Raw genomic sequence first — 14,641 nt, 5'->3', positions numbered from 1 at the left:
CTCAAGCAGAAGCAACCTCTCGTAGTCTGGAATAATAAATATGAATATCATCAAACCGTTAACATGCCTTTTAGCAATGAGTATCAGCGGTATGGCAACTGCCGCTGTTACCCTACATGTACCGGATGACGTCACTCTGTTTGTCGCCAACGGGCAGAAAGCCAAGCTCTCTGGCAGCCTATTTGCCTCTTCAAAAACCATTGAATTGCCAAATGGTGAAAACCAAATCGTCTTTCAATACGAGCCCTACTTCAGCCAAGGTAATGATCGTATTGGCGTCGAGAGTAACGTGATCATCGCAAAATTTTCCGCCACCGATACCGACCTCAACTTCGAACTGCCAAAGTATCGAGATCACCGTGTAGCAGAGCAGGAAATCAAACAAATGCAGTGGCAGTTGGTTGATGAACAAGGCGCAGCTGTGACCAAATCTGAAGACAAACTGGTGAAATCCGGCATGCAGATTGGCCGAGACTACGCCCGTGAAGCAGCAGATTACAACCAAACTGGCGGCATCGCGGCAATCGGTACAGCGGTGTCAGTGGCAACAATCAAGACCGAGCCGGTGGCCGGCGTTGAAGCCAAAGTGAAGGCGGGAGATAACACCGCAGAAGAGATGCTGCACTTCTGGTATGAAAAAGCCGATGACGCCACCAAAGCTCGCTTCAAAGCCTACATCAATCAATAATCGTAATGTGGCTTAAGCAATTAGGAGGTGTTCATCACCTCCTCTTGTCACCTAACCTTGCCTTGCCATCCATCGTCAATCTCTCTACCCTCTCTCGCGATCCCTTTTAGCCAACCCCTTCAGGCAGCGTTTTTATTTCCTCTTTAGTGAAATCTCTGCAGCAACACATCGGTCTTATTCAAACTAAAATAGAAAAAACACCAAAATGAGAAAACGATGTCTGCATTCCCACTAACGGCCATCGCGATGATCGCGTTTGCCGCAAACTCGGTTTTTTGTCGTTTAGCGCTGGCAGAACAAAGCATTGATCCGGGTAGCTTTACTTTCATTCGCTTGTTGTCAGGCGCGGTCACTTTACTGGTTATCTTATCGTTCACTCAAGCGAGTCAAATGCGCCAACTGTTGAGCAAATCAGCCTTTTTAAGCCGAGCAAGTGTGCTGGCTGGTGTCGCGTTGTTTGGTTACGCCGTTGCCTTTTCCTATGCTTACGTCGGGCTCACTACCGGTACTGGCGCATTAATTCTGTTTGCGGTGGTGCAATTTAGCCTCATCGCCTTCCACCTGTTTTCTGGCCATCGCCCTTCTAAATTGGAGTGGGGCGGCGTCGCCCTATCCATCAGCGGGTTTATCGTTTTAATGTCACCTTCTGCGCAAACACCCGATGCGATGGACGCATTCATGATGGCGATAGCCGGGGTTTGCTGGGCGATTTTTACCTTATTGGGCAAACAGGCACAATCGCCCACACAAGCCATCGCTCAAGGCTTTAGCTTTGCATCCTTACTGGCACTGCTGTGTGGTTTTTGGCTACTGAATGTCTCATCCGTATCCATCAATGGCATTGTTTGGGCTTTGTTTTCTGGCGTGTTGGCGTCTGGGATTGGTTATGTGGTGTGGTACATGGCGGTGAAGTCGTTATCGGTGCTGCAAGCGTCCATTGCACAACTCTCGGTGCCAGTGATTGCGATGGCTGCAGGGGTGATTTGGTTAAATGAGCCGCTGACTATCGTGAGCACTGTCGCCAGCGCCCTCGTGCTTGGCGGCATTGCACTGATTTTTACCAGTAACGCTCAAAAATGATATTTCCCCCGGTTTGACGACGGTATTTTTCCAAACCCAAGTTTTGCAGCGCCGCAGAGGTGTCTTTAATCATTTCCGGATTACCACACAACATGGCAAAACTGGTTTTGGCACACATCTCCATGCCAAGGTGATGGAACAGTATCCCAGAAGAGAGCAATGCCGGAATTCGACCATGTAGCGTGTTCGGTACTTGCTCTCTCGACACAATGGGCACGTAAACTAAACGGCCACCATACAGCTCTTTCAACTGTTCAATCAGATAGCGATAGACAAGATCTTTTTCATATCGTACGCAATGAACCAATATGATGCGATCACAACGAGGCTGATGGGTAATGTCATCGAGGAGTGAAAGGAAAGGGCCAATGCCAGTCCCTGTGGCAAAAAGCCAGAGATCTTCGGTGGTTTTGGGAATGATGTCAGAAGTGAGATCACCATGAGCGCTTTTGCCCACATAAATCTCATCCCCTGTTTTGAGCGATTGCAATTTCGGTGTGAGCTTTCCTTGTGGGTGAGAGACGATCAAAAACTCCAACCAATCATTCAGCACCGAAGGGGCATTCACCAGAGAATAAGCACGGCTCACCATTTGGCCTTGTTCATCCAGTAAAGCCAGCTTGGTAAATTGACCTGCTTTGAAATCCAAATGTGTGCCAGTAACACGTAGGCTAAAAAGCTCCCCCGTCCAATCGGTGCGCTTTTCTATCACGGCCTTAGCAAAATCTCGATGTTCAGCGATTTTAAGTTCAGCCATATCTACCTCTCACTCTGACACGGTTATGCAAAAAGTAACCGCCACATCTCTTTAAGTAAAGTGGAAACACCACAACAAACAACAATTTTTAATCATTTTATTTACAAAACGTTAAATACATCATTACACACTCTATTAATAAAATTTAGAATAAAGACTCAAAACAGCTATCAAGGTCACGGAATCACAACGATATGGAATTACTACTGCAAGATTTTCCGGTTGTTACCGAAATCAACGTCGCTTGGGGTGAAATGGATGCCCTACAACACATCAATAACGTGGTGTATTTTCGCTATTTCGAAACAGCACGGATTGAATACTTTAATAAAATCAACCTAATGGATGAAATCAAACGCAATCAGATTGGCCCTGTACTCAGCGAAACCCAGTGCCGATATCGTATTCCGGTGACGTTTCCGGATACGCTATTGATCGGTTCTCGCGTCAGTGAGGTAGGGGAAGACCGCTTCACCATGGAGTATCAAGTCGTCAGCAAAAAGATGGGTAAAGTCACCACCACAGGCAGTGCAACCGTCGTCATGTTCGATTTTAAAAATCAAAGCAAAGCACAGCTACCCGCCGTGTTGCGCGATGCCATTTTCAGTATCGAAGCTAAAAAGGCATAGCGCTTACAATGACTTACAGACAAACCATCGATGGTTTCGCTACACTTATTGGCAAGCGGTTTGTTACCCAGCCGTTTTGATGACGAAAACGCATTAACGCCCGCGGCCCCAATAGAGTGGCAGCAAACAGCAGCCACGCTTGAACGGCGGGCAATGATGCTCTCTTCTTTTGTATGCCTCTTCTCGATTGGATGAGGCATTTTTTTTATCAATACGCTATAGTCGTACCCCATTATTCGCCGTTCACTTCGATGTATGAAAGCGCTCAACGATCTCAATATTTTTGTGGAAACCGCTCGACAAGGTAGCTTCTCGCAGGCCGCCAATAGTCTTGATCTCACTCCGGCTGCGGTCAGTGCCGCCATCAAAAGATTAGAAGAGCAAGTCGGTTTTCCCTTGTTTGTTCGTTCAACCCGAAGCTTGCGCTTAACCAGCGACGGCGCGTTGTTTCTGCAAAAAACCACCGCGGCATTGAGTTTGCTCCAAGACGGCCTAGACGAAATCAACAGCGCGCGAGGCGAGTTGGCCGGGCAACTCTACATCACAGCACCTTCGGATTTTGGTCGTAATATGCTGCTGGAGTGGATTGACGAGTTCATCGAACAGCACCCTCGAGTGACCATCAAACTCGACCTCTCCGATAGCCTGACCGATATGTACTCCAAACCTGTCGATCTGGCGATTCGCTATGGAGAACCTGCAGACTCCAATCTGGTTGCCATTCCACTTTGTCGTTCCAATGAGCGTATTTTGTGCGCCTCGCCCGACTATTTAGCCAGCCAGCCCCCTATCTCGCATCCGAGCGATTTACTACAACACAACTGCCTGTGCTATATGGTGTCAGGGGCGATTTACAACAAATGGACATTGCATTTCGAAGGGCAAAGTGAACATGTTCTGGTCAGCGGCAACCCGACCACCAATGACAGTGAAGTCGTCCATCGACAAGCATTAAAAGGCAAAGGGGTCGCCAACAAATCGCTGATGGACGTGAGCCAAGATATTTTGGAAGGAAAATTGATTCGCATTTTACCCGAATGGGACGGCGGGTCGGTGCCGATTTACATGATGTGCACGGATCGCCGAGCACTCACACCGTTAATGCGACAGTTTCAGGAATTCGTTCAACAAAAATGCTGCCAGCAGCGCAAGGCAGTACTGGCAGCCATTGAACTCTGCGACTATTCAGGCGACGAAGGTTAATGGACGAAGGTGCAAGTATTCCAGTAATTCTTCCTCTTCAATACGGTCTTTAAACCGTTGAAAATGCTCACTGGCGATGTGTCTATCTAGGCTCTGCTGTGAGCACCAAATTTCCTGCATTAAAAACAGCCCCTCAATTTGGTTGTCCGCAAACAGCTCATACTGGCAACAGCCTTGTTCTTGACGCGTCGGCTCCAAGAGCGATTGCAGCAAGCTGCGTACCTCGTCAACGCGATCCGCATGCGCTTTTATTTCAGCAATTAAATGGATCATCATGCGTTACCTGTCGTTAGATTTCGGTAAAAACGGTCTCTGCTGGCCAACGTGATTTTGGCAGCTTAGCATTAAAATCGTCTTCGCTATGGTAACCCAGCGGCACAATCACCACGCTGGTAAAGCCCTTCTCACGCAGACCAAACTCTTCATCAAGCACCTTGGCATCGAAGCCTTCAATTGGCACTGCGTCGATCTCCATCGCAGAGGCCCCCAATAGCAGCGTCCCGACATTGAGGTAAACTTGCTTTTCCATCCAGTGATGCGCGTCTTTCAAGTCAAAGCGATGCATGTTGACGAAAAATGAGCGGCCAGCATGCATACCATTTTTTGCTTCGACATCGGCAAAGCGGCCATCTTTATCTTCGCTCTGCAAAAGGTCGAGTAAATACGCTTCATCAATCGATGTTTTGGCGCAAAACACCACTACGTGAGAGGCATCCAAAATCTTGCGCTCATTAAAAGCAAAACCACCTTGTGTTGCTTTCGCGATGCGCGCTTTTCCTTCTTCACTGCTCGCGACAATGAAATGCCAAGGTTGCGAGTTGACACTGGACGCACTCATGCGGATTAACTCTTTCACTGCCGCGACTTTTTCTTCAGGCAATTTGCGCGAAGCATCAAAGGCTTTCGTGGAATAGCGGGATTGGGCAGCTTGAACAATAGTCATATCTTTCTCCGATAAAATGGCGGTAATAGGTTAGAACTCTGTGTTGTTGTAAGTACTGTAAGCGTTTGAAGCACAGTGAAAAACCATCAAGCAGTGAATTCTTTTTCAAATTTTTTTTGAAAATACATCAAGCCACGGACTCCGTAAGCAAGTCAAAGCTGGCACACATCAGGCATCGAGCACGATTAAACTGGGCAGCGATTTCCGTTATACTCCCGCCACTATGGCTGTTGTCAGTCAGGAAACTCTACAAGGAAAGAAACCATGCCCTCGCTCCCTCATTACGTCCATCAAGGATTAAAATTTGTCCCTCATTTTTTTACCGTTCCGCTTGATTATGATGACCCATCCAAAGGCACCATTGAGATCTTCGCGCGAGAAGTGAATCAACATGGCGACAATACAACAAACAAACCTTGGCTGGTCTATTTTCAGGGCGGCCCTGGTTTTCCTGCGGGGAGACCGATGGGCAATAGTGGCTGGATAAAACGAGCACTGCAGCAATACCGCGTTTTGTTGCTGGATCAACGTGGAACAGGAAACAGCAGCGTCATCAGCCACCAGACTTTGGCTCATCTCACGCCTGAGCAGCAAGCTGACTACCTCAGCCTGTTTCGCGCTGACAATATCGTGCGTGATGCGGAGTTTATTCGCCTGCAGTTTGGCGTCGATAAATGGGCAATTCTCGGCCAGAGTTTTGGCGGGTTCTGCTCTCTGACCTATCTTTCCTTGTATCCAGATAGCTTGCTGCAAAGTTATATCACCGGCGGTGTGCCTTCAATCTCTCGTCATCCCGATGAGGTTTATCAGGCGACGTTCAAGCGTACGATGGACAAAAACCAAGCCTTTTTCGCGCAATTTCCCCAAGCGCAAGCACTATGCCAACGCATTGCGGATCATCTGCTGGAAAACGACGAGTATCTGCCAAACGGACAGCGTTTTACAGTTGAACAGTTTCAACAACTTGGCATTCATTTCGGCATGAGTGACACCTTCCTTTCAACCTATTACTTGTTGGAAAACGCCTTTATCGAGATCAATGGTCAAACTGTACTGCGCTACGAATTTTTGCATCAAATGCTGCAGCAGCAATCTTTCCACACCAACCCGATTTACGCCCTATTGCACGAATCCATTTATTGCCAAGGTTTTGCCTCTCAATGGAGTGCGCATCGTGTGCGCCAATCATTTGAAGCGTTTAATTATCAAAAAGGCAAAGCGTTTTATTTCACTGGCGAAATGGTGTTTCCTTGGATGTTTGAACAATATTCGACCCTACAGCCTCTCAAACAAGCGGCTGAATTGTTAGCGACAAAAGTGGATTGGACGCCACTCTATGACGCAGAGCAACTGGCGCAAAACCGCGTCCCTGTGAGTTGTGCGGTCTATGCGGACGATATGTTTGTTGAAATGGATTTTAGCCGTGAAACGTTGGCCTTAATACCCAGCGCCAAAGCCTGGATCACCAACGAATATGAACACAACGGCCTGCGTGCGGATGGAGAACGTATTCTTGATGTGCTGATCGCCATGGGTGAACAAACCTTGGCGAATCAGCATTGATTGTAAACAGCGTTTTGACTTGTACTATGCTAGAATGCAGCCCTTTGCATTCTAGCTACCTTTATTCGTTTGAGATTAACTATGTCCTTTACTCAACTCGGCTTGTGTGCGTCGCTCACTGACGCCATTGATACACTTGGCTACCCAAAACCCACTCGCATTCAAACCCAAGCCATTCCTGTCATTCTTGAAGGCCAAGATTTGATTGCGGCGGCGCAAACGGGGACAGGTAAAACCGCCAGTTTTGTTCTGCCAATGCTTGAGAAATTGCGTCATGGTCAAACACAAAAGAAAAAGCGTATTCGCGCTCTTATTTTGGTTCCAACACGCGAGCTGGCGATCCAAGTCGACGAAAAAATTAAGCAGTATGGACAAAACCTAGCGCTTCGCTCGTTGGCCATGTTTGGTGGCGTTGACGAAAAAGCGCAAAAACAAGCCTTAATTGAAGGTTTAGATATTCTTGTCGCCACGCCAGGACGACTGCTGGATATGTACGGTCAACGCGCCGTCTATTTCGAAGAAATCGAGATGTTAGTGCTTGATGAAGCCGATCGCATGCTCGATATGGGCTTTATTGATGACATCAATAAGATCCTCGATCGCTTGCCTGAAAACATTCAGCATTTGCTGTTCTCTGCCACCCTCTCGAATAAAGTGCGTGATCTGGCCAAAAGCGCCATTCACAATCCGTTCGAGATCAGCATTGCCGCGAAGCAAGCGTCTAAATCCAACATTGAGCAGTGGATCATCACCGTAGACAAAGACCAAAAATCGGCCTTGCTCAGTCACTTGATCAAAGAAAATCAGTGGGATCAAACCTTAATTTTTATTGAGACCAAACATGGTGCTGCCAAGCTGGTCTCTCAGTTAGAAAAGCGAGGCATCGTTGCCGAAGCGTTTCACAGTGGCCGCAGCCAAGCGGTGCGAGAGCAACTTCTGGAAGATTTTAAAGCAGGAAAAATCAAATACTTGGTGTCAACGGGTGTGGCTGCTCGTGGTATCGATATTGAAGCACTTCCACGCGTGGTGAACTACGACTTACCTTTCCCTGCCGATGAATATGTCCACCGAATTGGCCGTACGGGTCGTGCCAATGCCAAGGGTGAAGCGATTTCATTGGTTTCAAAGGACAACTTCAAAAACCTATGCATGATTGAGAGTCGTCTAGGACACTTGCTTGAGCGCCGAGAAGTGGAAGGTTTTACACCGAAGAAAGCTGTGCCAATTTCTATATTAAATTACGTGCCAAAACACAAAAGAAATAACCAGCCTGAATAGTTTAAATGTAAAAAAGCCAGCAAAAGCTGGCTTTTTTATTGACGAGTCACATATTAAAGTGTGAGCGCTCTAATTCGTAAACGCCTTCAAATGAGGTCAATTTAATTTCTATGTTGGCACCAAAATACTGGAGCTTAATTAAGGGTTCTTCTTCTTTCGTTATTTTTTTTCCAAGCGTTTCCAGCACTTCAGCCATAAAATCTTTCACTGGCTGTTCAGCCTGAGAAAGATATTGTTCCAATTCTTCGTTTTTCATTGTAGCACCTAACCCAAACTTCTCATTTTTATCATCATTTATATTGTGTACTTCTTTAATAAAAGGAGAACACTATGGATATCCATAAAATAGTCCTGAACGGCAATCACTATCGCTACGCGGCCTACCGCCATCAAGAAAGTGACCAATTTGCCGTATTCTTGCTTGGCGCTTTGCAAGACATTGAAAGCGTGCAGCAATTTTCCCTTGCGTTTGCTCGCCACTTAAATGTTTTCACCATTGAAGTCCCAGGAACCGGTCGTACCACTCCGCTGGATTCCACTATATCGATTCGCCAGCAAGCCTTGATGCTCAAAGAGTTACTCGACCATCTTGGTGTGAATCGAGCCCATGTCATGGGCTTTTCGTATGCCACCGCTGTGGCTGTGGAGCTTGTCGATATTTGGCCAAATGTGCTGAGCCTTTCTATCTGTGGCGGCGTCCCCGGCATCCCCTCTTCAGGGCGCCTCGCCACCAAACAGATGATCGCCGCCGCAATGCACAGCCCGAACCATTTTGCGCAGAGTTTTACGCATTCTCTGACCATTCAACATCCGGATATTCCACGTAACAAGGCGATTATTCGCGCCACCGAACGAGAAATATCTAAAATGCACCAAGAACGCATCGACGTATTTTTTGAAAACTCCGTCAGGCTATTAGTTCACACCCCAACTAATGTTAAAAACATCAATATCCCCTGCACAATTTGTGTGGGTGAATATGATCCCTACGTCACTAAAGAGGTCGCTTATGAATTTGCATCCGCACTTAAAAATAGCCATTTTGTGGTAATCAAAAATGCGGACCACCTTGTTCACTTACAACATCCCGAAACAGTCGCAGCTATTATGATCGCACAAGCCGCTTCGGCAATTTCCTTAAAGAGAACTCTGGCCAATTTAATCTAATTACAGTGGTTATTTTCAATTCTCAGTGATTTATAATCAACTCAAGTCACTGTGTAATTTGAGTTGGTTATTTTCACTCAGTCGATACAGATCACAGTTCTATATGTACACTTTTGATAAATGACTCAATATTTCGATGGCGCTCTTTTTCTTGGCTCCACGCAGCTTGCTCATGGCCTCGACAATCAGCATATCGCGAACGTGCTGCACTTGGCGCAGTTGATGGAACTCAGGGAACTGACGCATTTCGCTGGTAAAGTTAACGTGAGAGCTTAAGTGGAAACCGAGCTTAACTCGAAAGCCGATAGCAACGGGGAAATCACGAATTTTGTTTACATCTTCTAGAATATGATACTGATATTCCGACAACCCAAGCACTCGGGAAATGGTTTCGATCGGAATATTGTACTCCTCTCGAAAACGTTTTACGGTGATGGCAACCGAGCGGTAGTAATCAATGGCAAAGGCGTGAATATCTAAGACAGGCGGGGGTAATAAGTCATTATAGTTGGCCAATAACGAGTATTGTGATTCAAGATCCGCTCTAAAGGCGAGGAACTCTTGCCGTGTGGCTTCGTCCATTAAATTCGCCACCAACTCTAAGTAGAGGTTGAACTGATCACTGGGCAAACGGCCGATACACAGCAACGCTTCGATGGCTTTGTCGTCCATGCCACGATACTGTTCTTTCATTTTCAGGCCATAATAAAACGTCGTCATGGGGACCATCATCACCCACGTCAGTGCCGCGACGACGTGAATGGGCCGCATTGATGGGTAACTTTGCTGCATGTAGCGCTTGAGCGTGGAGCCATTGATACCGGAAAAGCGACTTTCCAGTTGTTCAAATGAGACCCCTTGAGCACGCCTAACATAGGACATCGATACGGCCATGTCGGTATCGATGCTTTTTAGTAGCATGTTCATTTTTTCGATTTCTTGATCAGAAACCGCTACGTTGACCCGCTCAGCTCCGTTTTTCATCGCTCTGTCTACAACTCATCCAACAGTCATTCACCTGACACTGTTTCTTATTGGTTTAGCCAGAGGAAGAAACAGAACAAAAGCTCTAATATCAATACGATACAACCGAATCTCGTTTAAAACGATGCTGGGCAGTTGTAACAATTTATGAATTTAGATTTGGTGAGAGACCATATCAAATGTCTGGATTCTGATCCAGTCTCTGCTGTTTTCTTCACCAATAATTTGACTTTCATCTTATTGCTGAACGCCATACTAAATATTTAGGCATTAAAAATCAAAGCGTTACTACAGAAACACATAGGAAATATCAAACGGTAACTGATTGCATCGCAGCCATAGCCTGACCACGAATCTGAACTGTATGGAAAGATAAATATACGTTTTTACTCAATAAATATTACGCAACTCTCAAAGGTTGCAATGACGAGACAGTTTGACTTTTCGTTGTTTCAAACACCACTCACGCTCGCTCTCTGCTTTAACCTGACCTGGCTGAACCATCAATTAAAGCCACTGCGTGCTTCCATAGCTAGATACCTCTGAGTGTTCTCAGTAGAGCTCTTCACTGGCGCGGTCAAACAACTGGGCTATTGTTGGAGCTTGGCTCCAACACCATTGCTCGGGCAGGCATATCGCTTGATGATGTTGCGTGCAATAGCGGGCCATCTCACTATCCGAGTTGGCACTCATCCGCGCAAGTTCATCCAACAACTGCCATTCGCTTTCCGACGCAATAGGATGCATCGGTTGCTCTATCATCCCCCAACCGCAGTCCCAAGCCAGTAGTTCCATTGATGTCAACGCAAACAAATCGCGTACCAGATTGGCTTTCAGATAGGGTGTGCCACGAAGCTGCATAATGCCACATCGCTTTGCTTCCACTTTGCCTTCTCGAACAGCCTGCCACATCTCTCCTGCCGTCAGGAAAATGCCATCGGGTAGATCGAGGGGGTCAAAGTCAAACTTCAAGACTTGCTGATGAATGCCATCTAGCTGTGGGTCAACCTTAATCCATCGTTGCTGCTGGGTATGCCAATACTCGCAAATCCAATGATCTTCCCATTTGCCTCGGCGTAGATAACAAGCAAAACCACAGCGCAACCGCGCAGGAATGCCATGATGACGCAGCAAGCTGCATAGTAGTAGTGAGAAATCCCGACAGATACCAATCACTCGTTTGGCTTCCGGTTTGTCATCTAATACCCACCCTTCAGTGCGCTTGGCTAACTCAGCGAAGATCTCTTGCGCCGTTCTCAATTGCATCTCACCAAACCGCTCGCTGAATGGCTTGGAGACGCCATATTTTTCAAGCCAGTAGGCATGAATCAGGTTATGCTGAACCAAACGAACCATTGCGGCAATATCGTCTGGTATTGGATGTCCTGTATTGAGAAATTGGCCGGGGTGGGTAAAAAAGCTTTGTTGCGTGTATTTCGCCAACGGTGTTTCCATAACGTCCCTGTTACGTTTTTCTTTTAGTATATGGGACTTGTTGCGCTAACACGTGACGGTTCTTGCGGCCTCCCTCGCAGCAAAAACACCAACTATTTACAGTTCGCTTTTTAGACAAAAATGATTAAGGAGAGAGTCATGTACAGTGAGGTTCTGACATTTTGGTTTGAACAGCTACAACCGAAAGATTGGTTTTCTGGCAGCGACGATACCGATCGCGTGATCACTGAAAAGTTTCGCTCGCTTTTATTGCAAGCGGCTCAGTGTGAGTTAGTAGAATGGCGACAACATCCTCAAGGACGGTTGGCAGAGATCATCGTGCTCGATCAATTTTCTCGAAATGTTTTCCGTGGCACGCCACAAGCCTTCGCTCAGGATCCGCTGGCGCTGGCTCTCGCTCAGGAAGCTGTGGCCCTCGGAGCCGATGGTGAACTTTCACTCCAAGAGAAAAGCTTTCTCTACATGCCATACATGCACAGTGAATCACCGTTCATCCATCAAGAAGCGGTGCGCTTATTTGCTCAACCTGGATTGGAGCATAACTACGATTTCGAGCTGCGTCACAAAGCCATTATTGATCAGTTCGGCCGCTACCCTCACCGCAATGCCATTTTAGGCCGCAAGAGCACACCGGAAGAGGTGGAATTTCTCAAACAGCCGAGTTCAGGATTCTAGCAACCGTTTCTAATTAAAAACGGGAACGAAAACAGAGGCACACGACGGTGCCTCTTCTTATATTGGTATCTCTAACGTCAGATCAATATTGAAGCTTTAACGTCACACCGCTGTAGTTGCTGTAGCCTTTTATCATCACGTGATAAGTGGTCCCCGGCGCCGCACTAACGGAACAACTTTCGTTGTTGCCGTAACGATAAGGGCGGCAATCCCAAGAGCTTGTGGTCGGTTTGCTGCCCGCTTTGAGATACAAATCGGCATCGCCACTGCCGCCAGAAATGGACACCACTGCCGTCGCATTACGATCGACCGTAAAGGTATAGAATACTTCCGAACCTTTATTGCCCGTTAAGTTGCTCACTGGCGTGTTGTTTTTCAACACATTACCGCTTGGCGGCGTGACACCACAGCTGGCATTCACGCCCACTTGGTTAAACGCATCAGCGACGTCGTTGCTGTTATAACCCATGTCTTGAGCTGCTTTAACCACACCACAGGCTCCCGCATCAAACGTACTGTTTGCCGTCCAATACAGTTGGTTGGCTAAGGTGAAAATCTCAAAACCCTTACGTACATTCCAACCACTTTTATTGGCTAACAGATAAAACGCGCGGTTATACACGCCACTGGAGTGATGCACATTGAGGCCATCATAGTATTGAGATGCGTGATCAATGGAGCGGCCATCTTTAGAGGGTTGGTCGAAATAGCGTAAACCGCCATTCGACTTGAAGATGTCAGCGCCAACGATCCAATCAACACTGCCTTTCATGTAGAACTCTGCCGCTTCACCCGCAATATCGGAGAAGGCTTCATTCATGCCTCCCGACATATTGCTGTAGATCAGACCTGAGTTTTGCTCAGTAAAACCATGGCTCACTTCATGGGCACTGACGTTAATATCCACCAGCGGATAGAAGGTAGAAGCGCCATCGCCAAACGTCATCGCAGAGCCATCCCAAAAGGCATTTTCATAATTGCTGCTGTAGTGGACACGCATCGTCAGCTTGAACGTCAGTGGTGCGGTATTCATCCAATCTTTGTACATGTCGTACACCACTTTGCCGAAGTAGTGTGCATCGTTGAGAGGCGAATACGCGCCATTGGCCGCTTTGTGATCGTTATAATTGCTGGCTCCTGGACAGTTGTAACTATACGCGGCTGAGCCCGAAGTTCGGTTTTGTAAATCGACCGTTTTCACCACGCTGTTTTCCATCGTACAAGTCGTCCCGACTTTATCGATGACAAAGCTTGGGTAATCAGTACCAAATTCATAGCGACCTGTTTTGCTGTTGCCCCCAGGTCCAGTACCGTCTGCTTGCGCATGATTTAAGCCATCCCACACCTGCAATATCTCGCCACTGTTGGCGTCTATGAACATAAAGGGACGAGAAGGCTCTTCTTCCGCGACAAAGAAACTCACCAAATAGACCAGTTGAGCTTTGTTGTTTACGTCTAAGCGCACCATCAGTTGCGCGGTTTCATTCTCAGTGCTGAGCGCTTGAGCATCGGCATGCTTCGCTTGGTGGCGCTGCTTCCCAAGGGCGATGGCTTGTTGCTGATCAAGATTCACCGACACAGAAGGCAGATCGGCTGCCAAACCTTGTGCCATGATGCCATGCACATTACTCAATCCTGAGCGTCCTTCTGTCGCGACAACGGCAGTATCAAACACAGGCAGGCCCAAATAGGTTTGTTGATATCGAACTTTGGTTTTGCCATTCGACAGTTGAATCGTTTTAACCGCCTCGAAGCCATTTTCGACTGGCGCGAGACTACGAGCTTGAACGGATAAAGCCTGTTCCAATACGGCACTATCGGAGACGGACACCATTTCTGCAGCGGTGGCTGGAAGAGAACACATGACTGCGGCAATCATAAGACCGAGACGATGACGTTGGTTGTGTTTCATTATCGATTTCCTATTGATGTTGTATTTTATCTCTTCGGGTTCCTCCCGAAGGCTCGTAGACACTGCGAGCTCAACAACCATGGTTCAGAAAATAACCACCAGCCAACTTCACCAAAAAAATGTTTTTACGCCCTGTATAGAAACTCTGACGCAATCTTATACAAAGAATCCATCTCACTGCGATTTCGTTTCTAATTTGATTTTATAAATCAGCATGATAAACACTAGTAATAAAATTGTGCTTTTTCTTTTTTACGCAGATTTATCAATAAGATAAATGGGACTGTCATCTCAGAAATAAAGTTAA

15 protein-coding genes are annotated in these 14,641 nt (G+C 46.9%); 8 read left to right on the top strand and 7 right to left on the bottom strand.

Features of this window, described 5'->3' with window-relative positions:
- The first annotated feature begins 40 nt into the window (after positions 1–40).
- Both AOT11_RS18670 and AOT11_RS18665 read left to right on the top strand, forming a co-directional pair.
- On the top strand, positions 41–688 hold the full coding sequence (locus tag AOT11_RS18670; RefSeq protein WP_026050533.1) for a DUF2057 domain-containing protein: 648 nt from the start codon (positions 41–43) through the stop codon (positions 686–688).
- 216 nt (positions 689–904) lie between these two features.
- Entirely contained in the window at positions 905–1,768 is an 864-nt protein-coding gene (locus AOT11_RS18665) for a DMT family transporter (RefSeq protein ID WP_017421470.1), read from the top strand.
- Here the strand turns inward: AOT11_RS18665 and AOT11_RS18660 are convergent.
- Positions 1,746–2,525, bottom strand: a complete 780-nt coding sequence (locus AOT11_RS18660; RefSeq protein WP_017421469.1) for a ferredoxin--NADP reductase — start codon at positions 2,523–2,525, stop codon at positions 1,746–1,748. The genes AOT11_RS18665 and AOT11_RS18660 overlap by 23 nt on opposite strands.
- A 194-nt stretch (positions 2,526–2,719) precedes the next feature.
- Between AOT11_RS18660 and AOT11_RS18655 the strand changes: the two genes are divergently transcribed.
- Together AOT11_RS18655 and AOT11_RS18650 are read left to right on the top strand one after the other, a co-directional pair.
- Entirely contained in the window at positions 2,720–3,154 is a 435-nt protein-coding gene (locus AOT11_RS18655; protein ID WP_017421468.1) for an acyl-CoA thioesterase, read from the top strand.
- A gap of 255 nt (positions 3,155–3,409) precedes the next feature.
- Positions 3,410–4,357 carry a LysR family transcriptional regulator gene (locus AOT11_RS18650; protein WP_017421467.1) on the top strand — a complete coding sequence of 316 codons (948 nt, stop codon included), beginning with the start codon at positions 3,410–3,412 and terminating at the stop codon, positions 4,355–4,357.
- On the opposite strand, the gene AOT11_RS18645 is transcribed toward AOT11_RS18650, so the two are convergent.
- On the bottom strand, positions 4,340–4,630 hold the full coding sequence (locus AOT11_RS18645; protein ID WP_026050531.1) for a putative quinol monooxygenase: 291 nt from the start codon (positions 4,628–4,630) through the stop codon (positions 4,340–4,342). The genes AOT11_RS18650 and AOT11_RS18645 overlap by 18 nt on opposite strands.
- Positions 4,631–4,646: 16 nt before the next feature.
- Entirely contained in the window at positions 4,647–5,300 is a 654-nt protein-coding gene (gene nfsB, locus AOT11_RS18640; protein ID WP_017421465.1) for an oxygen-insensitive NAD(P)H nitroreductase, read from the bottom strand.
- A 264-nt stretch (positions 5,301–5,564) separates the two neighbouring features.
- On the opposite strand from nfsB, the gene AOT11_RS18635 reads away from it, so the two are divergent.
- Together AOT11_RS18635 and AOT11_RS18630 are read left to right on the top strand one after the other, a co-directional pair.
- The gene (locus AOT11_RS18635; RefSeq protein ID WP_017421464.1) at positions 5,565–6,863 is read left to right on the top strand and encodes an alpha/beta fold hydrolase; all 1,299 of its coding nucleotides are present in this window, start codon (positions 5,565–5,567) and stop codon (positions 6,861–6,863) included.
- Positions 6,864–6,944: 81 nt separating this feature from the next.
- Positions 6,945–8,141 carry a DEAD/DEAH box helicase gene (locus tag AOT11_RS18630; protein ID WP_026050530.1) on the top strand — a complete coding sequence of 399 codons (1,197 nt, stop codon included), beginning with the start codon at positions 6,945–6,947 and terminating at the stop codon, positions 8,139–8,141.
- Positions 8,142–8,187: 46 nt separating this feature from the next.
- Here AOT11_RS18630 and AOT11_RS18625 read toward each other — a convergent pair whose 3' ends face one another.
- A complete protein-coding gene (locus AOT11_RS18625) occupies positions 8,188–8,397 on the bottom strand; it encodes a hypothetical protein (RefSeq protein WP_011152674.1) in 210 nt (69 codons plus the stop codon).
- 74 nt (positions 8,398–8,471) lie between these two features.
- On the opposite strand from AOT11_RS18625, the gene AOT11_RS18620 reads away from it, so the two are divergent.
- On the top strand, positions 8,472–9,308 hold the full coding sequence (locus AOT11_RS18620; RefSeq protein ID WP_017421462.1) for an alpha/beta fold hydrolase: 837 nt from the start codon (positions 8,472–8,474) through the stop codon (positions 9,306–9,308).
- A 99-nt stretch (positions 9,309–9,407) separates the two neighbouring features.
- On the opposite strand, the gene AOT11_RS18615 is transcribed toward AOT11_RS18620, so the two are convergent.
- Together AOT11_RS18615 and AOT11_RS18610 are read right to left on the bottom strand one after the other, a co-directional pair.
- Positions 9,408–10,292, bottom strand: a complete 885-nt coding sequence (locus AOT11_RS18615) for a hypothetical protein (RefSeq protein ID WP_017421461.1) — start codon at positions 10,290–10,292, stop codon at positions 9,408–9,410.
- 552 nt (positions 10,293–10,844) lie between these two features.
- Positions 10,845–11,747, bottom strand: coding sequence for a transglutaminase-like domain-containing protein (locus AOT11_RS18610; RefSeq protein ID WP_017421460.1), 903 nt, complete (start codon positions 11,745–11,747; stop codon positions 10,845–10,847).
- A 138-nt stretch (positions 11,748–11,885) separates the two neighbouring features.
- Here AOT11_RS18610 and AOT11_RS18605 point away from each other — a divergent pair, with 138 nt between their 5' ends.
- Positions 11,886–12,422: a DUF924 family protein gene (locus AOT11_RS18605; protein ID WP_017421459.1), complete on the top strand. Its 537-nt coding sequence runs from the start codon at positions 11,886–11,888 to the stop codon at positions 12,420–12,422.
- 82 nt (positions 12,423–12,504) lie between these two features.
- Here the strand turns inward: AOT11_RS18605 and AOT11_RS18600 are convergent, their stop codons facing one another.
- Positions 12,505–14,334 carry a M4 family metallopeptidase gene (locus AOT11_RS18600; RefSeq protein ID WP_026050529.1) on the bottom strand — a complete coding sequence of 610 codons (1,830 nt, stop codon included), beginning with the start codon at positions 14,332–14,334 and terminating at the stop codon, positions 12,505–12,507.
- Positions 14,335–14,641 lie beyond the last annotated feature (307 nt).

The sequence above is a fragment of the Vibrio vulnificus NBRC 15645 = ATCC 27562 genome (assembly GCF_002224265.1).
GTDB classification, from domain to species: domain Bacteria; phylum Pseudomonadota; class Gammaproteobacteria; order Enterobacterales; family Vibrionaceae; genus Vibrio; species Vibrio vulnificus.
This window is presented reverse-complemented; position numbering and strand designations above follow the sequence as displayed.

Excerpts from the sequence above, each read along its gene's own strand:
- AOT11_RS18665 (WP_017421470.1), top strand. The coding sequence starts at position 905 with ATGTCTGCATTCCCACTAACGGCCATCGCGATGATCGCGTTTGCCGCA.
- AOT11_RS18645 (WP_026050531.1), bottom strand. The coding sequence starts at position 4,630 with ATGATCCATTTAATTGCTGAAATAAAAGCGCATGCGGATCGCGTTGAC.
- AOT11_RS18605 (WP_017421459.1), top strand. The coding sequence starts at position 11,886 with ATGTACAGTGAGGTTCTGACATTTTGGTTTGAACAGCTACAACCGAAA.
- AOT11_RS18660 (WP_017421469.1), bottom strand. The coding sequence starts at position 2,525 with ATGGCTGAACTTAAAATCGCTGAACATCGAGATTTTGCTAAGGCCGTG.
- AOT11_RS18600 (WP_026050529.1), bottom strand. The coding sequence starts at position 14,334 with ATGAAACACAACCAACGTCATCGTCTCGGTCTTATGATTGCCGCAGTC.
- AOT11_RS18650 (WP_017421467.1), top strand. The coding sequence starts at position 3,410 with ATGAAAGCGCTCAACGATCTCAATATTTTTGTGGAAACCGCTCGACAA.
- AOT11_RS18610 (WP_017421460.1), bottom strand. The coding sequence starts at position 11,747 with ATGGAAACACCGTTGGCGAAATACACGCAACAAAGCTTTTTTACCCAC.
- AOT11_RS18625 (WP_011152674.1), bottom strand. The coding sequence starts at position 8,397 with ATGAAAAACGAAGAATTGGAACAATATCTTTCTCAGGCTGAACAGCCA.
- AOT11_RS18615 (WP_017421461.1), bottom strand. The coding sequence starts at position 10,292 with ATGAAAAACGGAGCTGAGCGGGTCAACGTAGCGGTTTCTGATCAAGAA.
- AOT11_RS18670 (WP_026050533.1), top strand. The coding sequence starts at position 41 with ATGAATATCATCAAACCGTTAACATGCCTTTTAGCAATGAGTATCAGC.
- AOT11_RS18620 (WP_017421462.1), top strand. The coding sequence starts at position 8,472 with ATGGATATCCATAAAATAGTCCTGAACGGCAATCACTATCGCTACGCG.
- AOT11_RS18635 (WP_017421464.1), top strand. The coding sequence starts at position 5,565 with ATGCCCTCGCTCCCTCATTACGTCCATCAAGGATTAAAATTTGTCCCT.
- AOT11_RS18655 (WP_017421468.1), top strand. The coding sequence starts at position 2,720 with ATGGAATTACTACTGCAAGATTTTCCGGTTGTTACCGAAATCAACGTC.
- AOT11_RS18630 (WP_026050530.1), top strand. The coding sequence starts at position 6,945 with ATGTCCTTTACTCAACTCGGCTTGTGTGCGTCGCTCACTGACGCCATT.
- nfsB (WP_017421465.1), bottom strand. The coding sequence starts at position 5,300 with ATGACTATTGTTCAAGCTGCCCAATCCCGCTATTCCACGAAAGCCTTT.